Origin of the sequence: Treponema socranskii subsp. socranskii VPI DR56BR1116 = ATCC 35536, from assembly GCF_000468115.1 — a bacterium.
GTDB classification, from domain to species: Bacteria; Spirochaetota; Spirochaetia; order Treponematales; family Treponemataceae; genus Treponema_D; species Treponema_D socranskii.
The window spans coordinates 108,642-129,237 of record NZ_AVQI01000020.1; the positions used below are offsets into that span (position 1 = coordinate 108,642).

The window sequence follows — 20,596 nt, forward strand, 5'->3', positions numbered from 1 at the left end:
GCAAAATGCAGGAACAAATTGTACGCGATGCTTCCAACAGTGTTTCTCAGGCATCGAACAGTATAGATATGATAACCGAGCGGGTAGAGGCGCTATCGACTACAGTGATCTATACGGAACGGGTACAAAATTATCTGCATAACGTATATGCGGGGATAAAAAATTCAAGGGCAGAGCTTTTTGCCCTCGAACAGGGGCTTGCCGTATTTTACGACAATGCATTGATGCGCTCTATGACGCTCTACGATACCGCCGGTAATTATACGCACTATCCTATCGGAAGTGAAAACAATTTTTACGGTGATATCAGGAATGCAGCAGATTTCGGATATCATGCGAAATGGATCGGCGATACCGATACTCATCTCATGCATCTTATCAGACCCATAGAAAGTTCGCGGAATTTCGATCGGTTGGGTTTTTTCGATATCGTACTGTATGCGGACGTATTTGCGCAGCCGCTGAAAGAGCTCGATTTCGGACGGGACTGCATGTTTGCCGTTTTTGACGAAAACATGCAGTGCATAACCGGAAATGCGAATATGATTTCACCGTTGCTTATCGATGATATTGCAGCACGGCGGAATAATTCGGTTATTAAAATCAAAGGACGCGATTATTTTGTCTTTTATCGAACGTCCGATTCGACACGCTGGACTACGATCGGATGTATTTCGCGAAGCGTGATTTATGACGGTATTCAAAAAATCATGCTTATAGTCTTCTTGCTGGTATTCGCCATCATCGCTGCGGCGATGTGGATATCGTTTTTGTTTTCGCAGTATTCGGTACGGCGTATCAATCGTTTGATATCTGCAATGCATGCCTTTTCAAACGGAGATCTCTCGGTACGTATTATGCCCGATGAAAATCCCGAGTTTAAAGAATTGGGCAGTTGCTTTAATGATATGGTAAAACGGATCGAAAGCCTGATCGATTCGGAGTATCGTGTAAAGCTTTTGAAAAATCAGGCCGAATTGAGGATGCTTGAGGCGCAGATCAATCCGCACTTTTTATACAATACGCTGAACGTGCTGTATTGGAAAGCGCAGATGACCGGTCAGGACGATATTGCGCAGATAACCGTTTCGCTGGCAAATCTCTTCCATGCCAGTATCGATCGCGCAATCGATTTTATTACCCTGGGTGAGGAACTGAACAATATCGACGATTACATATATATACAAAAAATGCGGTTTCGGGATAAAGTGCAGGTACGTATCGCCGTTTCCGATGCGCTGAAATCCTATCTTGTGCCGAAACTCGTGTTGCAGCCGATCGTCGAAAATGCTTTTATTCACGGTATGGAACCGAAAGCGGGCAGCGGAACTATCGGTATTGCGTTTGAAGATACCGGATGCGATGTAGTCGTTACCGTTTCGGACGACGGCGTCGGAATGGATGCCGAAATTGCGAGACGTGCGCTTACCGAACGACAAGGGAAAAAGTTTCAGGGTTTGCTCAATGTTCATAAACGCTTGCAGTTATATTACGGACAGGATTACGGATTATCCGTCGTATCGACAGCCGGCGTCGGAACGGTCGTAACGATGCGGCTTCGGAAGGAAAACGAACATGTACCGCGTAATGATAATTGACGACGAACCGATTGTTTTGGAGGGTATGCGGATGTTTCCGTGGAAGAACGAAAACTGCACCCTTGTCGGAGAAGCCCGTGACGGAGCGGACGGGCTGGCTTTAGCGAAAAAATTGATGCCCGATATCGTTTTTACCGATATCAAAATGCCCGGCATGAACGGTTTGGAATTCGCCGATGCGTTTCGCGAGATACATAGCAATGCCCTCGTCATCGTGTTTACCGGTTATTCCGAATTTTCGTATGCACAAAAAGCGCTGCGTATCGGCGTATTCGATTTTTTGGTAAAGCCGGTGAGCGTCGGTGCGCTGCGTGCGGTTTTAAAGAAGGCGTCGGAATTTTTAGATGTGCGGAGCATGGAAGGGCGGCGAACCCGGGAGCTTACCGATACCGTAAAGCGTATGAAATTCGCGGTTCAAGAACAGCTTCTGTCCGACGCTTTGCGGGGAGTTTTTAAATTTGATAAAAATACCGTTTCGGCCGGCGATCTGAACGTCGGTTATTTTGTCGTCGCCGCCGTTTCGGGAGACGGCGAAAAAAAATTGGAAACCTATCTGCTTCGGGACAGCTTGTTAAAGGTTGTCAAAAATGCGAACGAATGCAATCTTTTGCGATTCGAATTTGAACGATATGTGTTACTGTTTTGTTTTCCCCATGAAACCGAAGCCGAGCGGTGCCGGAAATACGTCCTGCAAACATTGGAAGAAGCGCAGCTTTCGGTATGGAAGCGATTTAATTTCTCTTTTTCCGCAGGCATCAGTCTTGCGGACGATGATATTTTCAGTCTGCCGCAACTGAAGCGACAGGCATTGCAGGTATTACGGAACAATTTGCTGCACGGAAAAAACACTGTTTCCCGTTTTGAGCGGAAAGATACGGCGCCGATCGTTTTCGCCGATTTTGAAACGCAAAAGATACAAATCCTTTCTGCAATCCAGGCAAGAGATCGCGTTCTGCTGATGAGTGAATTCGAAAAATTACTTGCGACGCTTACATCGAATACCGGCAACAGTGAGCAGGTATGTGAAAATATCCGTGATGTATTGGTTGAAGTGGCGTTTTTAACCAACAGCGATATGTGTATCGGTGATTATGTCGGCAAAAAAGCTGCGGATTACGTTTGCGAAGTGAAAGATGAGCTGTTGCGTATCTTCCATCGTCTGCAAGTGCAGGACGGTGAAATGAAACGGGATATTGCAACTATCGTTGAAAATTATATCAAAGAGCACTATGCCGAAAATATTTCTTTGACAACGCTTTCCGAGCGGTTGTGTTATAATACGGCATACCTTTCTAAATTGATACGTAAAAATTGTAAACGAAATTTTATGGACATACTTATACGTACCAGAATGGAAAAAGCAAAAGAACTGTTGCATACGACGGAAGAAACAATCTCTCGAATTGCGGCAAAAGTCGGCTATAATGATGAAGGTTATTTTATTACCGCTTTTAAAAAAGAGACCGGCTGCAGTCCTGCCGACTTCCGTTTACGGCGGTTTTAAAAAATTGTCATTTTTTTTGTAAAACGGACAAAAAATTAAAATATCAATATATAAGAATATCCCGTAAAATAATAGCGATAAAAGCGCATGGCATCGTGTTGTATTCTGCTTGTCGAGTTTTACCGATACGCGGTCTGCTTTGCGTTTTTATCGTATCGCAATTCTTTGTCGGATTTTTCTATAGGAGGCATTATGAAAAAAATGTTGTGTTTTTGCACAGCGCTGTCCGTTACCGCGATGATGCTGTTTGCAATGGGGATGAAAGAGGATTCGCCTTCGAGCGGAAGTACCGGTGTAAAAGAAATTACCATGTGGTATCAGGAAAATAAATCGATGATTCCCGCATTCGATAAGCGTGTCGCCGATTTTAATGAAGCTTATAAAGATAAGTATCATCTGACGATCCAGTATATTCCGCGCGGTTCGGCGTACGCGTACGAAGATAAAGTCAATTCGGCCGCTTTTACGAATCAACTCCCGGATCTTTTGGCGCTGGACGGACCGAATGTCGCGAATTATGCGGCAAACGGTATTATTATTCCGATCGACGATTACGTTTCGGCGGAAAGCAAAGCCGATTTGATGCCCTCGATCATCATACAGGGAACGTATAATAACCGTCTCTATGCCGTCGGGTTAAACGAATCGTCATGTGCGCTGTTTTATAACAAAGAGATCTTTGCCGCCAACGGCTTTCGAATTCCGAAAAGCATCGAAGACGCCTACACGTGGGACGAAGTGTATGCCATGGCAAAAAAGATTTCCACTCCGGGCTGTGTCGGCATCAAATTGATCATGAATAAGGGCGAAGGCATCCCGTATGTTTTGTCGCCGTTTTGGGATATGAATAATTCCGCTTTTACAAGTCCCGACGGCAGCAAATGCAGCGGCTGGATCAACAATAAAGGCGGCGTCGAAGCGGCTGCATATCTGCAGCGATTTTTCAAAGAAGGGCTCGCAAATATCGATCCGTCGCCGACTGAATTTCAAGACGGAAAAAGCGCGATGTGGATTACCAATTCCGGACAGCTGCGCGGTATCTTAAAAAATTATCCGAATTTTCCGATCGGCGTAACGTATTATCCGGTCACAAACGATAAATCTTCCGCATCTCCGTGCGGCAGCTGGGCGTTGGGCATCTCCAAAAACGCAAAGGATAAAACCGCTGCCGCCGTCGCGCTTGCGTTTATGACAAACAGCGATTCAACACTGGCGTACAGCACGGAAGGCGGATATCCTCCGTCCCGACGTTCCAATTATACGAATAACAAGATGTGGAATACGATGCCGTTCAAAGTGTTTTCGGAAGAATTGTTTGCGTGTGCGGTACCGCGTCCGAGGACGCCGGTCTATACCGTTTTGTCGCCGAAGTTTTCCGAGATTTTCCTCGATATCTGTTCCGGTTCCGATCCGAAAAAGAGTTTGGATGAATTGGCGTCCTTTGTCGATGCGGAGTATTCTCGTTTTAAAAGCTCGCATCGGTAATTAAAAATATATTTGCCTTACGGAACGGAAATCCGTTCCGTAAGGTTTTGCGATTTTAATAATTGTTAATTAATAAAGGAAAAGATGAATTCCATAACATTCGATTCGAACGGATATGCCGGTATTTCCGTATTCGGGCATAAAACCGTATCTCGCGGCAACATGACGGTGCTGCTGAAAACCGGTGAAACACCGCAATCGTCTGAGGAAATTGCGACGGAAACGTTTATGCTGCATTTTCCTCTGCACTGCAATACGGCGTATTGTCTGGCTTTAGCCGGCGGCGATTTCGATCTCGTATACTTGGATACGGGAGAAAATACATTGCATAACGGTATTCGTTTTTTAACGGATGTCCGCTATGATCAAGCCTATCGTAATCAATGTCATTTTTCTCCTCCTGTCGGATGGATGAACGATCCGAACGGTTTGTGCGTATACAACGGTTATATTCATCTGTTTTATCAATTCAATCCGTTCGCTCAGGTATGGGGAAATATGCATTGGGGGCATGCGGTCAGCACCGATTTGATGCATTGGAAACACATGCCTGTCGTATTTTTTCCGCAGAGAGAATTGCAGGATCGCCGCGATTTGCGAGGCGGCGCTTTTTCCGGAAGCGCGCTTGTCAAAGACGATACGATGCACGTATTTTTTACACGGCATTACGGAGCCCATGATCGTTCATGGGCGAAGGAGCGGCAAGTAAAAGCGTCGAGTATTGACGGTGTGGAATTTACCGGCGAACACGACGTTTTAGATGACGATGCGGGCGATTCTCGCCGCAATTTCCGCGATCCGAAGATATTTGAATTTAATAATTATTATTTTATGGTTATCGGCGGCGATCGAAACGCCGTTCCGACGGTATTTTTATACCGTTCGAAAGATACCGAGCATTGGGAATTCGTTTCGGATATGTATACGGAGTCCGATAAAAAATACGCCGTCGCCGAATGTCCAGATCTTTTTTTTCTTGACGGAAAGTGGGTTTTGATTATCGGTTTTATCAACAGTGATCCGGTATCCGATATTCAGCGCGACGTAAAATACATGATTGGGACGTTCGACGGAGAAAAATTTATTCCCGAATCTTCAGGTCTCCTCGATTACGGTAAAGATTTTTATGCCGTACAGACTTTTTTATATCGATCAAGGCGAATCTGTTTCGGCTGGAACAGCGATCAGTTGAAATCGTATCGACTGCAGCGAGGGAGTGCAAACGGTACCTTATCGTTTCCGCGGGAACTCCATGTGGCGGACGGCACTCTCGTACAAACACCTGTCGAAGAGTTGTATTCATTGGAAACCGAAGGAGATGCGCTGCCGGTACGCGTACCGTTTTTAATAAAAATGGAATCTGACGGACAGCGTGAATTTGTTATCGATTTGGTTTCTTCGCCCGAAGGAAATCTTTCCCTCGTATATCGAAACGGTGTGCTTTCGATAACGGTTGCAGGAATCGTCAAGTGTACAAAGCCGATCGCGCATCTCAAAGATATGGAAGTTATCGTCGACGCATCGCTTGTCGAGCTCTTTGTAAACGGGGGAAGCGCCGTCATGACGGCGCGGTATTATCTGGAAGGCGATCAAACGGCGATGCCCGGAATGGAAACGACTCAAATAAAAGAATTTATTAAATTATATCGTTTGAATGGCATTTGGGAGAATTACGATGAACGAAAATAAAAAAACGTTGAAAAAAACGCCGACAGGCTATGTTGCATTTTTTATCGTGCCGGCGATTGCTTTGTTGTGCTGTTTTTTGCTCGTGCCGGTATTATTATCGTTCGGCTTCAGTTTTATGAATTTCAATATGCTGCAGCCGGAAGCGGCATTTTTTTCCGGTCTTGAAAACTATAAACGGCTGTTTACCGATCCGACGTTTTATAAAACGCTGCGGAATACGATTTACTTTACGCTCGTGGTTGTCGTGTATCAGGACTCGCTCGCATTTGTGTTGGCGTTGCTCGTCAGAAAAAATATTAAAGGCGTCGGTATTTTCCGTGCGATGTATTTTACTCCGCTGGTAACTTCGATCACCGTCGTTTCCATTTTGTGGACGTTTATCTACAATCCGAATCCGACGCAGGGTCTGCTCAATGCGCTGCGCGTTAAAGCCGGTTTCCAACCGAGTATGTTTTTACATGATCCCGCGACTGCAATGAATTCGATTATCTTTATGTCTGGCTGGCATTCGGCCGGGTATCACATGATGATTTTGCTTGCGGGGCTGCAGGCGATTCCCGAAGAATTGTACGAAGCGGCGGAGATTGACGGTGCAGGTCCGGTTCAGCAATTTTTTCACGTTACACTGCCCGGAGTGAAAAACGTACTGATATTCGTCGTGCAGGTGACGATGATATCGGCTATGAAATTGTTTACGCAGCCTTATGTGATGACGCAGGGCGGTCCGAAAGAATCGACAAAAACGCTGACGTATTATATTTATCAACAGGGATTTCAATTCAGAAATATCGGTTATGCGTCGGCGATTTCCGTTTTGTTTTTTATCATCGTCGTAACGCTTTCGCTTACGCTGAAACGAATCATCAGACAAAAATAAAGGAATTATTATGATACGCAAACAAAAAACTACGACAATGATTTATACCGTTAATACGATTTTAGGATTGCTGTATGTGGCGCCGCTTCTGTGGATGGTCGCTTCATCGTTTAAACCGGAAAACCGTATCTTTGCCGATATGACTCACGGTCTCCGTGCGTTTATTCCGTTGGATTTTACGCTCGAAAATTACCGTGAAGTTTTCGTGCGCAGCAATTTGATCCGCTATATCGGTAACAGTTTGTTTTACGTAAGTGTGCTTGTTTTTTTGAGTATGCTTATCAATTCCATGTGCGGATATGCGCTTGCAAAATTTCGCTTTAAAGGAAAAAATATCATCTTTACAATCGTCATTGCGCTTTTCGTACTGCCGCTTGAGAGTATTATTTTAGCACTCTATTGGGTCGTCAATCGGATCGGATGGAACGATTCATACCGTGCACTTATCATTCCGTTTGCGGCGAAGTGTTTCGATATTTATCTTTTTCGGCAATTTTTTCTCGATGTTCCCGATGATTTTATCGAAGCGGCGGCTATCGACGGCGCGGATCCCATCAAAACGTTTTTCGCTTTGATAGTTCCGATCTCCGGACCCGTGTTCGCGACGGTTTTAATTCTCGACTACGTTGCCTATTGGTCGGATTTTATGTGGCCGCTTCTTGTGACGCTGTCTCCCGGAAAGCGTACCGTACAGTTGGGCTTGCAGGCATTCTTTACCGAGCCGCCGATCTATTATGGCCCGATTATGGCCGCCCTCGTGGTTTCCGTTATCCCGATGGTAGTGATGTTCGTGTTTTTCCAAAAGTATTACGTACAGGGTATTGCTGCGACCGGCATTAAAGGATAATGCGACCGTGCCCGGCTGTGTGATATGCCGGGTCTGTCGATTGACACGAGTTCGCTTCGCCGCTACCATTCGTTCATGATGCACGAAAAACTGCCGCACGGGAAACTTGCCGTCAAACTCATCGCACTCGATTTGGACGATACGCTTTTAAACCGCGATTTGACGATTTCGCCGCGTACGGTTTCCGCGCTGCGCGCCGCCGCTGCACGGAGCATCTTTGTTGTCATCTGTTCCGGACGCGCGGAAAGTGGCATCCTTCCGTTTGTCAGGCGGCTCGACATCGCAGGTTTGCAAACCGGCAGATACGTCATCGCGCTCAACGGAGCGGTTGTATTCGATTTGCACACGCGCGAGCCGCTCCTCTCAAAAAAGCTTGACGGCAACGTACTCTTGGAAATATTTCGCGAAGCGGAAAAACGCGGACTTTGTGCGCAAGTGTACAGTGCTTCTACGATCTATGCTTCCGTCGATACAAAATGGTCGCACCTCGATTCGGATATTTCGGGGCTTCCGCTGAAAGTCGTCGACGATTTTCCGTCGTTTTTGAAGCGCGGATATGCAAAGATGCTGATTTCCGCGGATCCGAAAGATATCGATGACTTTATTCCCTTCCTGCGCGAAAAATTTCGCGGCAAAGCCGACTTCTTTATCAGTAAGCCGTTTTTTCTCGAAGTGATGCCGCCGGACTGCGGCAAGGGCGAAGCGGTGCTCTACCTTGCGCAAAAGCTCGGCATAGCGCGAAGCGAAACGATGGCGTTCGGCGACAGCATGAATGACGAATCGATGCTTCGCATGACGGCGCACGGAGTCGCGATGTCGAACGGTCTTCCGCAGATTCGGGAAGCGGCCGCGTACGTGACGCGCAAAAGCAACGATGAAGACGGCATTGCCGATTTTCTCGAAGCCTTTGTATTGTAGCAGGTCCCTCCGTGATCGCTGTAGCTCGGCGAAAATCGACAAACGCGCCGCAGAGTTCCGGAATAATTAACCGCTCCGCGCGAATAAATCGAAGCGGGTATCTAAAAGCCGAGCTGTTATCCTTTGTTCAAAACGTGCTATACTTTCCGTATGCTCGATTATATTTTGATCGGATGTGCGGCACTTATTATTATCTTTGCGCTGCGGTATTTTATTAAATTGACGGAACGCGATAAGCGTAAAACGGCCGGTACGCGGCAAAAGATGTATTCGTTTGCGAATTGTCCGCTTTGCGCTTCGCCGTTATACAAAGAAGATTTGTATTCTCGCGTGTTCCGGCCGATGACGGTAAGCGATCAGCGCTGCATCATCCTCGGTTGTCCGCACTGTTATCCGAAACCCGAGCCGGGTGTAAAACGGGTATGTCCCGTATGTCATAAAGAAGTTCCGCCGGAGGGACACCTCGTCGCACGACTTTTTAATAAAACGAAGGACGGTAAAAAGCACGTCATCGTTACCGGCTGCTCTGTGTGCTGCAAATACGAACCGTCGTGAAAAATGCGCCGCGTTTTTTGTATTTTGTTTATAAATTGCGATTCGGCTTATGTTGCGATGCGGTTGATTGACATATTTTCGGATCGCGGTTTATAATAAATTCAGCTGCCGGATTTTGTACTGCAAAGCCTTTTATCCGTGCGGATGGTTTAATACCCGAGTGCTCTGCGCCGCGACAAAGGGTATCAAAGCCGACTGTAACTACCTTATAAAGAACGACATACTCCGATATTTTGCGCCGGGGCATGTCGAATGGAGTGTGTATGAATCTGTCGTTTCCATACGGAAAAGAATTTTTGAAAATCGATATTCCCGACGAACGCTTAAAGGGCGTCATCGTTTCGAACCTTCATCACTATACGGCAAAAAATACGCCGGAAGCGCTCGTCGCCGAAGCGCTTGAAAATCCCGTCGGTACGAAAAAACTTTCGGAACTCGCCGAAGGGAAAAACAATATCGTACTCATCGCAAGCGATCATACGCGCCCCGTTCCGAGCAAAGTAATCGTTCCGCCGATGCTTGCCGAAATCCGAAAAGGAAACCCGAACGCCGACATTACGATTCTCATTTCGACCGGCTGTCACAGGCTTTCGACAAAAGAAGAACTCATCGATAAATTCGGCGAAGAGATCGTCAAGAACGAAAAAATCGTCGTTCACGACTGCGACAATTCTCCGCTCGTAAAAATCGGAACGCTGCCGAGCGGCGGCGAGTGCATTATCAATAAACTCGCCGTAGAAGCGGATCTGCTCGTCGCGGAAGGCTTTATCGAACCGCATTTTTTTGCCGGTTTTTCGGGCGGGCGCAAAAGCGTGCTTCCCGGCGTGGCGAGTCGCACAACTGTGCTTGCAAATCACTGTTCCGAATTCATCGCCGACGTGCATTCTCGTACCGGTATCCTCGAAGGAAATCCGATTCACAAAGATATGGTGTGGGCAGCACACGCGGCGAAACTCGCGTTTATCGTCAACGTCGTCATCAACGAAAAAAAAGAAGCGATCTATGCGGTTGCAGGAGATGTCGAATCGGCACATAAAAAAGGCTGCGATTTCCTTTCGTCGCTGTGTAAAGTCGATGCGCTGCCGGCGGACATCGTCATATCGACGAACGGCGGCTATCCGCTCGATCAAAATATTTACCAAGCGATAAAAGGCATGACGGCGGCGGAAGCGACGGTCAAAAAAGGCGGCGTTATCATCATGCTTGCAAAGTCGAACGACGGTCACGGAGGCGAAGGATTTTATCACCAGATGGCCGACGAGCCGGATATTCAAAAGACGCTCAATCTTTTTATGAGCCGCGGCAGAAACGAAACGAAGCCCGATCAATGGCAGACTCAGATTTTTATCCGCATTTTACAAAAGGCGCGCGTGATTTACGTTTCGGACGCTCCCGATGAAACGGTGCGCGCTCTGCACATGATCCCCGCGCACAGCCTCGAAACGGCGATGAAGGAAGCCGAAAAACTCTGCGGTAATCCGAATGCTGCGGTGACGGCGATCCCCGACGGCGTGTCGGTCATGGTTATCGAGTAATACAACACGGCCGAGTATTTTCCGCTTTTGTGCGGTGCCCTGCCGGCTGCTCGATGACACACGACTGTCCGGCAAAACATTCACCGCTCGGCGCCCTGCGGATACTCGGTAAAACATCCGCCGATCGGAGCTGCCTGAAACCGAAGCTTTCGGGCAGCTTTTTTGCTTTTTACAAGATTTCTTTTTTTATTATTTATGGAAAAAATCATACAAAAAGTAATCGAAAATTATTTGTTTTTGCTTGCGGTCTTCGCCCTCGTCTATTTCAATCAAAAGCGGGTCGGACGCGTATCGGTAAAAAAGCGGCGCGCGGTGTTTATCATGCTCATGCTCGCGCTTTGTTATTTGGCGTTTTTACTTTTGATTCAAGGAATGCATTGGAATCCGTATTTTGCGATTCCGGGTTTTATCGCGGTTGTTTTTACGGGATTTTTGCTCCGCCGCTATACGTGGCCTTTTAAAAGCCGCTGTCAAAAATGCGGAAAGCGATTGACGATTACGCAGATGCTCACAAACGATGAAAATATCTGCGGCGCATGTTTTATTGAAGCGCATCCGGAACTTGCGCCGAAAACGGAAGCCGATATTCAAAAAGAATTCGACGACGAATGGGCTGCGTGGAAACCCGACGAATACGTCGTACTGTGTTTTATCGTAAACGAGAGGGATCAGGTGCTGCTCATCGAACGGAAGCATATCGAAAAAGGATCGGGCAAAGTGTCGGGAGCTATGGGGCGTTTGAGAACGGGGGAAGATCCCGTCACTGCATGCAAACGGTGTGCGCTCGAAGAGACGGGCCTTGCTGTCGAAGAGGTGCGCTGTCACGGAAGATTGAACTTCGCTCTGCCCGGCCGCGACTTGCGCTGCTATGTGTTTGTCGCCGACGAGTTTGCCGGTACGATCCACGGGACGGATAAAAATCTGCCGTATTGGGTAAACGTCAAAAAATTGCCGTTCGGGAAAATGTCCGTCGACTGCCGCGTATGGCTTCCGATCGCCCTCGACCGCGGTTATTTCGATTATTACGGTACGTGCAACGAAAAAGGCTATGTTGTCAAAGATACGCTTCGCAGACAGCTCCCGGAAGGACCTTTTGCGTGATAGGCGGTATCGATCGCCGCAGTGCGGCAGCTGTCGAGAACGCGCCGATTTTTTCGTTACACGTTTTGTCGGCGAATACGGTTTTTTGTACGGTTGATTTATTATATAATTCCCTCAAAAAAATTAAAAAAAACGCTAATGTCTTTTTGCCGAATTCCGATGATTAGTATGTAAGGTGATAAAACCAAAACAAGCCGAGTACGGTTTGTCTGATACCAAAGCTGAAGGAGATTACTTATGGTTATCAATCACAATATGAGCGCTATGTTTGCAACTCGCGCTGAGGGACTCACGGAGGTTTCCCAACAGAAAGACATGGAAAAGCTGTCCTCTGGTATGAGAATAAACCGTGCAGGAGACGATGCTTCCGGCCTTGCCGTTTCCGAAAAAATGCGCAGCCAGATCCGCGGCTTGAATCAAGCGTCGACGAACGCGCAGAACGGCATTTCGTTCATTCAGACGACGGAAGGTTATCTGCAGGAAACGACCGACATCATCCAGCGCATCCGTGAACTGGCTGTTCAGTCTTCCAACGGTATTTACAGCGCGGAAGACCGCATGCAGATCCAAGTCGAAGTTTCTTCGCTCATTGCCGAAGTCGATCGCGTTGCAAGCGCGGCGCAGTTTAACGGCATGAACATGCTTACCGGCCGCTTTGCCCGCCCGACGGGAGAAAACACGGTCACCGGTTCGATGTGGTTCCACATCGGCGCAAACATGGATCAGCGCACGCAAGTCTACATCGGCACGATGTCGGCGATGGCGCTCGGTTTGCGCAACGTCGGCGACGAATCGATTATGACGCTTGAAACGCCGGATGAAGCGAACCGCGCAATCGGTACGCTCGACGAAGCGATTAAAAAGATCAACAAACAGCGTGCCGACCTCGGTGCATATCAAAACCGCCTCGAAAAGACGATCGTCGGTCTTGATATCGGTGCGGAAAACCTCCAAGCATCGGAGAGCCGCATCCGCGACGCCAACATGGCAAAAGAAACGGTTAACTTCACGAGAGACAACGTTCTCTCACAGGCTGGCACGGCTATGATCGCACAAGCGAACCAATCTAGCCAAAATGTGCTGAGCTTACTTCGGTGAAATTGTCGTAAACGGCAGAAACCGATAAACACAGCTGCTCCGAACGTTCCGAAATCGAACGCGGCGGAGCGGCTTTTTTGTTTTTAAAGGGGAGATGTACAGAGTAGCAATAAATTTAAGGGTAAAAAGTGCGCTCTTGACTATTTAATCGATAAGCAATATTATATATAGAACATACGACGCGGGGTAGAGCAGTTGGCAGCTCGTCGGGCTCATAACCCGGAGGCCGCAGGTTCAAGTCCTGCCCCCGCTATATTGCTAAGTTGTTATGAAGTGTGTCGGCGAAATTACACACAAAGATGTAAAGCATTTTTTCCGGTGATCACGTACAGAAGTTGGCTTCTAAGATGTAAACTCAAGTATCGAAACAATCACAATATTTCTCAAATGAGTTTATTATAATGAAGTAATTTATTTGCCTAGAGTCGCTTTTTTTTACAGGTTACTCATCCGCTTGTTAGCACTATTTTCTGTTGACAAAAGATCAAGTTTCGCATAGCATATTTAATGATGTAGTTAGCAATGTATAACTTTTAAGCGTGTACGTTTTATCGGGGAATAGTATGACGGTAAACAAAATCAATGTGCGGTTCGAAAAAATCGGACGTTTTCAAATAAAGCATCGGACGGCATTTTTAATCGCAATCGCCCTTATCACGCTTGCGGGCTTTGCCGGCTTGCCGAGGTTTAAATCGGAAGACGACGAAGATCAGTGGATTACCAATTCCAAAGAGCAAAAAGCCGCAAACGACAGATTTAAAGAATTGTTCGGAAACACCGACGTCGTCGCCGTGCTCGTCGAAGCCGACGACGTGTTCGCTCCCGAAGTGCTTTCTGCGATCGACCGGCTCGGCAAGCGCCTCGAAGCGGAAGTACCGTTCGCGGATGAAGTTACGTCGCTTATGCGTTTGACCGTTTCGCAAGGCACGGAAGAAGGTATCGAAGTCAGTAATCCGTTTAAAGACGGCATCCCCGGCGGCGGCAAAGCACTTTCGCAGATGACGGAAAAAGAACGCGCGGAACTCGCCGAAAAAAAAGCGTTTATCATGAGCCGCGAATCGCTCGTCAACAATATCGTATCCGACGATGCAAAAGAAACGTGGGTGGTTCTTTCGCTGACGCCTTACGACGACGATTATGCGGATATGTACAAAGTCGGCGACGCTGCGATCCCGATCGTCGAATCGGACGAATTTAAAAGCGATGCCTACACGTTCAAGGGAAGCGGCATGGGCTACACCGAAACCGAGGAGAGCCGCGCGGTAAAGCACGATATGAAATGGCGCATCATTACGGGCTTTATCGTTATGCTCGTCTGTTTGATTTTATTCGTCCGTTCGGCGCGGGGAGTGCTCGTTCCGATCTTTGCGACCGTCGGCGGTATCGGTACGGTATTCGGCTTTTCCGGCTGGTTCGGCATCATTGCCGGAGAAAATCTTCTGACACTGCCGATACTGCTTGGCATGGCGCTTTCCGTCGGTTATGCGATTCACTATATCAACGGATTCAATTACGAATTCCGCAGCTGCGGCAGCCGCAAAGCCGCTGCAATCGCCGCGGTGAAAACGACCGGTTGGCCGATTTTATTTACCGTCATCACGACGATGGCATCCTTTATTTCGTTTTTTACCGCCGGCATCGGTGCGCTGCGCTGGCTCGGCGGTACCTGTTCCGCGCTCGTCTTTGTCATCTATCTGTACGTCATCGTGCTGCTTCCGGTTTTGTACAGCTACGGAAAGGACTCCCCCGCGGCGGCAAAATCCGCTTCACAAAAAGCGCTCCGGAGGGAAGCGCGCATAAAAGCGTTCCACGAAAAAGTCGACGCCGTATACGGACGCTTCGGCGAACAAGTGCTCCGACACCGCATCCCGATCCTCATCGTCGGCGGGACGATCGCAGCGGCATCCGTTTTCTATATGTTCCGCATTGAAGTGAATATGGATTACGTCGGCATGATGGGTAAAAAAGTTCCGTATGTCGCACGCATAATTTCCATTATGAATTCGAAACTCGGCAACCAATATTCGTACGAAGTGATGATCGAACTTCCCGAAGCCGACGCATTTAAAGAGCCCGAAAATATGCAGGCGCTTGACGATTTGGGAGCCGCTCTCGGCAAACTGAGGCTGACGAAAATATCGGGTACGAAGCCGCGCGTCACATCCGTAACCGACATCGTAAAAGAGATGAACCGCACGCTGAACGGCGACGATCCTGCGTTTTATACGATTCCGAAAGAGCGGGATTTTTTAACGCAGCTGTTATTCCTGTACGAATTATCCGGCGGCGAAAATCTTTCCTCATGGATGAGCGAGGACTGCAGCACTGCATACGTACACGTCGAATTGAAAGAATACGATGCGAACGCAATCGATGCGGACATAGTCGATGCGCGTTCTCTCGGCTCTCGTTATTTTCCGGACGCGAAAGTTTTCTGCATCGGCGAAATCGTCGGCTTTGCAACGATGAATCACACGCTCGTTACCGGCGAATTGAAATCGCTCGGCGGTTCGTTTATAATAATTTTACTCCTTTTGATAATCGTGTTTTCGAGCATACATACGGGATTTATCGGCATGATCCCGAACGCCGCCCCGGTACTGCTCGTCGGCGGGCTCATGGGCTTTTTCGGATATCCGCTCGATATGCTCACGATGACGATTATGCCGATGATACTCGGCATTGCGGTCGACGATACGATCCACTTTACGAATCACGTCAAACTTGAATACGAGGCGACGGGCGATTATCACAGAGCGGTCGTCGATTCTTTTGTCAAGATCGGCCGATCGATGATTGCGACGACGGTTATCCTGTGCGCGATGTTTTCGATGTATATGTTCAGTTCGATAAGTATGCTGTTCCGCATCGGATTGCTGAGCGTCGTCGGACTCGCTGCAGCTCTTATCGCCGATTATACGTTGACGCCGGCACTGCTGTTTTCGGCAGAGTCGTTCGGAAAAGAAGCGGATGCAAAAGAAAACAATGCGTCGAAACATGATAATTAATAACAATCGAACGATACGATAAACGATATTGATTTTGGAGGATACTATGAAAAGGATCGAAAAATTGTTAAAAAGAGCTGCCGTATTTTTTGCAGTCGGTGCCTGCGTGTTCGCGGCCGCCGCACAGGATTTGAGCGGCTACGATATTATGAAGCGCGCGAGAGACGCGGACACCGGCAAAACGGGCACCTATACCGCAACGATGACGCTCGTCAATAAAACCGGCAATCAGCGAGTGCGCGAAATCGTGTATTATACGAAAGATTACGGCGATAACGATAAAACGGTCATCGTTTTCCGTACGCCGAAAGACGTCGCCGGTGTCGGCTATTTGATGTGGGAATACGATGAAAAAGCCGACGGTACGAAAAAAGATTCCGACAATTGGCTGTATATGCCCGCGATGAAAAAAGTGCGCCGCATATCCGGCAGCGAAAGCGGCGGCGATTTTATGGGAACGGATTTTACGTACGACGATATGGGCGACAGAGCGCTTTCGAAAGATACGTTTGCCGTGCTCGCTTCCGAAACCGTCGACGGCTTCGACTGCTGGAAAATCGAATGCGCTGCAAAAGATAAAACGGAAAAAAATCCCCGCCGCATCGTATGGATCCGCAAAGATAATTTTAAATTATTAAAAAGCGAATACTACGACCGGCAAAACGCACTGCAGCGTAAACTCGAATGCACAAACATTGAAAAAATCGACGGTATATGGACGATCGGAAAAATGACGATGGTAAACGTCAGGACGAATCATTCGACCGTCATCGAAATGAAAGACGTGCATTACAACATACCGATAAACGATTCCGTCTTTACCGTTGCATCCCTTGAACGCGGAGCGATAAAATGAAATTATTAATTTTAAAAATGTTGCAGCTTGTGCGGCGGTATCGTACCGCGGTGTTCGGGGCTGTCTGCGTTCTTTCCGCCTCCTTCGCGTTTTCGCAGGACATCACATTTTCGGGAAGCGCTAAAACCGCAGTCGGCGTTTTTATCCGCGGCGACAATGCGGGCGATTTTTCACCCGCAAAAGAAACGGTGAGCGGAGAGATCGACGCGCGCTTTGCGGATTGTACGGTCTTTATCGCGGGCAACGCGTATTTCAATGCGCTCGCTGCAAATTCCGGCGGAAGCTTTTCGGTTACCGACGGACTCGGCGCGGAACTGCAGGAAGCGTATTTTACGTGGACGTCGAACGAGTTCGGAAACGGTTTGACGGCGGGCTTAAAATTCGGCCGGCAGATAACGGCATGGGGAAAAGCGGACGGTATACGTATCGCGGATATCCTCTGCCCGCAAAATCTCGCATCTCTCGGTACGTCGAACTACAGCGAAAGCAGGCTCGGCATCGACGCGATAAAGGGCACGCTTTCGGGAACGTATTTTACCGCCGATGCGTATTGGATCCCGTTTTTCAGACCCTCTGCGCTTCCGTTCGAATCGTGGAATCCGCTTCGAAAAGCGCTCATTCCGAGTTCCGTTGGTGCCGTACCGGTCGTACTCGGCGATATTTCAAAGCCGGAGCTGAACATCGCGAATTCGAGCTATGCCGCGCGCGTAAGTTTTTGGTTTCCGGCGATCGACTTTTCGCTGTACGGATACTACGGCTTTGACGATTCGCCGAACCTCTCGTACGTACCCGATATGCCGCCTAAAATTACCGTGACGGGAAAGTATTATCGGTACGGCATGGCGGGCTTCGACTTGGCCGTTCCCGCAGGAGCTTTTGTGATCAGAGCGGAAAGCGCATTTTTTATCGAGCGCGCGCTTCAGCTCGGACAAACTTCGCTCGGCGGCTACAAACGAAAAAACGAACTGAGAGCCCTTGCGGGATTCGACTGGAATAAAAACGGCTGGATGCTTACCGCGCAGTATTACGGGGACGTCGTATTCGCTTATGTCGACTCGCTTGCGCGCGACGCGTACGAGCACGGAGCTACGGCAAACCTTTCGAAGACGCTTTTTTCCGAAACACTCACGCTCTCGTGTACCGGCCTTGTACGTTTAAATGATTTGGACGGCTTTGCCGGTCTTAAAGCAAAGTACAACCTCACCGACGAGATTTCGCTTGCGCTTGCGTTCGACGGCTATTTTCCCGGTCCGAAAAGCGACGGCACTTACGGAAAGTATAAAGATTTGAGCTGCGTGCGATTCGAGGGAACGGTCAGATTTTAATCGACCTGGCCCCCTATTGTTTTGCGCCGCGAAGATGAAGATATACCGTATTTTTTGAAATATTCAAATGCCGTGCGACGATAGCGACGGCGTCTTTAATTTTAAAGATACCTCTATCGTTTAATAATTCTACGATACGCTTGTTTTTCAGCGAAGGGAGTATGGAACTGTCCGTTGCTACGAACAAGCGGATATCGTCGAGCGATTTTAAAATCAATTCATCGGTCGTCTTTGAAAAATTTTCTTTGATTTGCGTTTTATACGGAAATTCCGCAGAAGGCGTATTGCTTTGAATCAGCGAAATAATCGGAGCATTCAAATAAAAATTGATACACAAAAGACCGATCGGCTTACCGCCTTGTCCGCGTATGATAATCGTCGAAGATTTCAGCGGCTCGCCTTTTTTATTTTTTGAAAAATAACTTTCGGAATTCTTCCCTTTTTCGGAAGCGATTTTTGAAAGCATGGAAAGACCGAAGTCGGTGATAGGGCCGCCTTCCGTTCTGCCCGTATGGAAACCGTTCATGATTTTAATAATCGATGTATCGATATTTTCGAGGCTGTGCAATACTATTTCGTAATTGCACCCAAGGTATTCGGCAAGCCCGTTTACGATGATCTTGCATGATTCGAGAATCGCTTTGTCCGTTTCGGTAAGTTTCGTATTCGTGTCAGGCATGCCGTACTCTTCGCCCCGCAAACATCCGCCGCGTTTCGCTATTTTTTGAATACTTCACGCGCCATATTGATCAGCAGAAAGACGGCGACAGCCAAACCAATTGCGATAATAGTGTAATCGATAAATCCCATTGTTTACTCCTCACGTTTTTTGCCGGCAGTATAACAGATAGTATTGGCGATAAACATCGTAATCGTCGAGCAGATAATACCGAATAAAAAGTGACTGATTCCGAGCGGCGAACCGAGTGCAAGATATCCGAGCGTAGTGATGATTGCAACGATGATCGTAATGAGCGTACCTTTTTCGTTCATCTTTTCACGCCAAAAGAATATACCGCACAGAATCGGAACGAGCGCAGCACCGCACGGAGCACCGACGTTTTCCATGATCGAAACGATCGACGCTCCGAAATACCCGACGATAACACCGAGCAGTGCGACGATAACCATTGCGATGCGTTGAAATTTCAGCATCGTACTTTCTTCGATATGTACAATGCGCGCTATGACGTCACGTGTAATCGTAACACTTGTGAGCATTGTGACGGAAGCTGCCGTTCCCATAACGGCAGCAAGAAGCGCTGCCAAAAGGAATGCACCGAGCACGGGATTCGTTAATGTATTTATCATTGCCGGGAGAATGGAGTCGGATGTTCCAAGCTGAGGAATGAGTACGATACCGAGCAAACCGGCGAGACTTGCAAACAGCAAATACGGAATGTAAACGAGAAGCGTTGCGGTAAGTGAAGCGTTCTTTGCTTCGGTTGCCGTACGTGCGCCGCATACGCGTAAAAAATTTTCGCTATTGAGCATATTCGATGTACAAAAGTACAGACCGCTCGAAATCATTGCACCGATACCCATGCGCCGGAAAGTCAAAAACGACGGATCCGCACGGGTTAAGAATCCGCTCAAGCCTCCGGCTTTCGAAAGCGCGATAATCGGAATAATTACCATGACGGAAATCACCATGAGCGAAATATTGAGTTTGTCCGTTTTCGTCGCGGAAACCATTCCGCCGATAACCGTATAGATGAGCATGACACCGGTCATGATAACGATCGCGGCAAGGAGTCCCAACGACGGCACGAACAGTTGTAAAATCGTACCAAGGGCGCGGATTTGACTTGCAGCTATTCCGAATATTTGAAAAATCGTTAAGACGCTGATCCAATCGGCAACCCGTTTTCCAAGATATTTGCGAATAAGTTCGGGTATAGTCGTAACGTTTGCCGTTCGAATCTTTTTTGAAAAAAGCAGCGATGCAAGTATGGCTCCTATTCCGACGCTGACTGCCAGATAAAAGCCCTGTACGCCGAACGCATAGCACATACTCGCACATCCGAGCGTTGAACCGGCTCCGATCCATGCGGACGACATGGAATAAACGTTTGTCCAAAACGGAATCTTTCTTCCTGCTGTAGCAAAATCATCGGCTGTCTTAACTTTTGTCCCGCCGATAATACCGATTACAAGGATTGCAAGAATATACAGTAAAGCTACAATTATCTTTGCCATA

Annotated in this window: 16 protein-coding genes and 1 tRNA gene; 15 read left to right on the top strand and 2 right to left on the bottom strand. The window is 47.8% G+C overall.

From position 1 onward, the window contains the following. The first annotated feature begins 5 nt into the window (after positions 1–5). From HMPREF0860_RS13180 to HMPREF0860_RS03440, 15 genes are all read left to right on the top strand, one after another. Positions 6–1,598: a sensor histidine kinase gene (locus HMPREF0860_RS13180; protein WP_162146990.1), complete on the top strand. Its 1,593-nt coding sequence runs from the start codon at positions 6–8 to the stop codon at positions 1,596–1,598. Continuing rightward, positions 1,576–3,102, top strand: coding sequence for a response regulator transcription factor (locus tag HMPREF0860_RS03375; RefSeq protein WP_021329623.1), 1,527 nt, complete (start codon positions 1,576–1,578; stop codon positions 3,100–3,102). Before HMPREF0860_RS13180 ends, HMPREF0860_RS03375 begins: the two co-directional genes overlap by 23 nt. 192 nt (positions 3,103–3,294) lie before the next feature. Next, complete coding sequence (locus tag HMPREF0860_RS03380; RefSeq protein ID WP_038080549.1) at positions 3,295–4,587, top strand: extracellular solute-binding protein; 1,293 nt, start codon at positions 3,295–3,297, stop codon at positions 4,585–4,587. Between the two features lie 84 nt (positions 4,588–4,671). Beyond that, positions 4,672–6,276: a glycoside hydrolase family 32 protein gene (locus tag HMPREF0860_RS03385; protein WP_021329619.1), complete on the top strand. Its 1,605-nt coding sequence runs from the start codon at positions 4,672–4,674 to the stop codon at positions 6,274–6,276. Beyond that, positions 6,263–7,153 carry a carbohydrate ABC transporter permease gene (locus HMPREF0860_RS03390; RefSeq protein ID WP_021329735.1) on the top strand — a complete coding sequence of 297 codons (891 nt, stop codon included), beginning with the start codon at positions 6,263–6,265 and terminating at the stop codon, positions 7,151–7,153. The genes HMPREF0860_RS03385 and HMPREF0860_RS03390 overlap by 14 nt, the downstream gene beginning before the upstream one ends. Positions 7,154–7,163: 10 nt before the next feature. Next, positions 7,164–8,000, top strand: coding sequence for a carbohydrate ABC transporter permease (locus HMPREF0860_RS03395; RefSeq protein WP_021329667.1), 837 nt, complete (start codon positions 7,164–7,166; stop codon positions 7,998–8,000). A gap of 75 nt (positions 8,001–8,075) precedes the next feature. Continuing rightward, on the top strand, positions 8,076–8,918 hold the full coding sequence (locus tag HMPREF0860_RS03400) for a Cof-type HAD-IIB family hydrolase (RefSeq protein WP_038080545.1): 843 nt from the start codon (positions 8,076–8,078) through the stop codon (positions 8,916–8,918). A 150-nt stretch (positions 8,919–9,068) separates the two neighbouring features. Continuing rightward, positions 9,069–9,473: a hypothetical protein gene (locus tag HMPREF0860_RS03405; RefSeq protein ID WP_156002006.1), complete on the top strand. Its 405-nt coding sequence runs from the start codon at positions 9,069–9,071 to the stop codon at positions 9,471–9,473. Positions 9,474–9,736: 263 nt separating this feature from the next. After that, positions 9,737–11,008: a nickel-dependent lactate racemase gene (larA, locus tag HMPREF0860_RS03410; protein ID WP_021329610.1), complete on the top strand. Its 1,272-nt coding sequence runs from the start codon at positions 9,737–9,739 to the stop codon at positions 11,006–11,008. 195 nt (positions 11,009–11,203) lie between these two features. Next, positions 11,204–12,109, top strand: a complete 906-nt coding sequence (locus HMPREF0860_RS03415; protein WP_021329674.1) for an NUDIX domain-containing protein — start codon at positions 11,204–11,206, stop codon at positions 12,107–12,109. Between the two features lie 237 nt (positions 12,110–12,346). Beyond that, positions 12,347–13,207, top strand: a complete 861-nt coding sequence (locus tag HMPREF0860_RS03420) for a flagellin N-terminal helical domain-containing protein (RefSeq protein ID WP_016521388.1) — start codon at positions 12,347–12,349, stop codon at positions 13,205–13,207. 180 nt (positions 13,208–13,387) lie between these two features. Then, positions 13,388–13,460: transfer RNA gene (locus HMPREF0860_RS03425), tRNA-Met, on the top strand. A 310-nt stretch (positions 13,461–13,770) separates the two neighbouring features. Further along, entirely contained in the window at positions 13,771–16,215 is a 2,445-nt protein-coding gene (locus HMPREF0860_RS03430; protein ID WP_021329736.1) for an efflux RND transporter permease subunit, read from the top strand. 46 nt (positions 16,216–16,261) lie between these two features. After that, on the top strand, positions 16,262–17,071 hold the full coding sequence (locus HMPREF0860_RS03435) for an outer membrane lipoprotein-sorting protein (protein ID WP_021329663.1): 810 nt from the start codon (positions 16,262–16,264) through the stop codon (positions 17,069–17,071). Further along, positions 17,068–18,396, top strand: a complete 1,329-nt coding sequence (locus tag HMPREF0860_RS03440) for a DUF1302 family protein (RefSeq protein WP_021329637.1) — start codon at positions 17,068–17,070, stop codon at positions 18,394–18,396. Before HMPREF0860_RS03435 ends, HMPREF0860_RS03440 begins: the two co-directional genes overlap by 4 nt. A gap of 13 nt (positions 18,397–18,409) precedes the next feature. Here the strand turns inward: HMPREF0860_RS03440 and HMPREF0860_RS03445 are convergent, their stop codons facing one another. Both HMPREF0860_RS03445 and HMPREF0860_RS03450 read right to left on the bottom strand, forming a co-directional pair. Continuing rightward, complete coding sequence (locus tag HMPREF0860_RS03445; protein ID WP_038080541.1) at positions 18,410–19,075, bottom strand: helix-turn-helix transcriptional regulator; 666 nt, start codon at positions 19,073–19,075, stop codon at positions 18,410–18,412. Between the two features lie 134 nt (positions 19,076–19,209). Further along, positions 19,210–20,595, bottom strand: a complete 1,386-nt coding sequence (locus HMPREF0860_RS03450; RefSeq protein ID WP_021329673.1) for a sodium:solute symporter family protein — start codon at positions 20,593–20,595, stop codon at positions 19,210–19,212. Position 20,596: the final 1 nt, after the last annotated feature.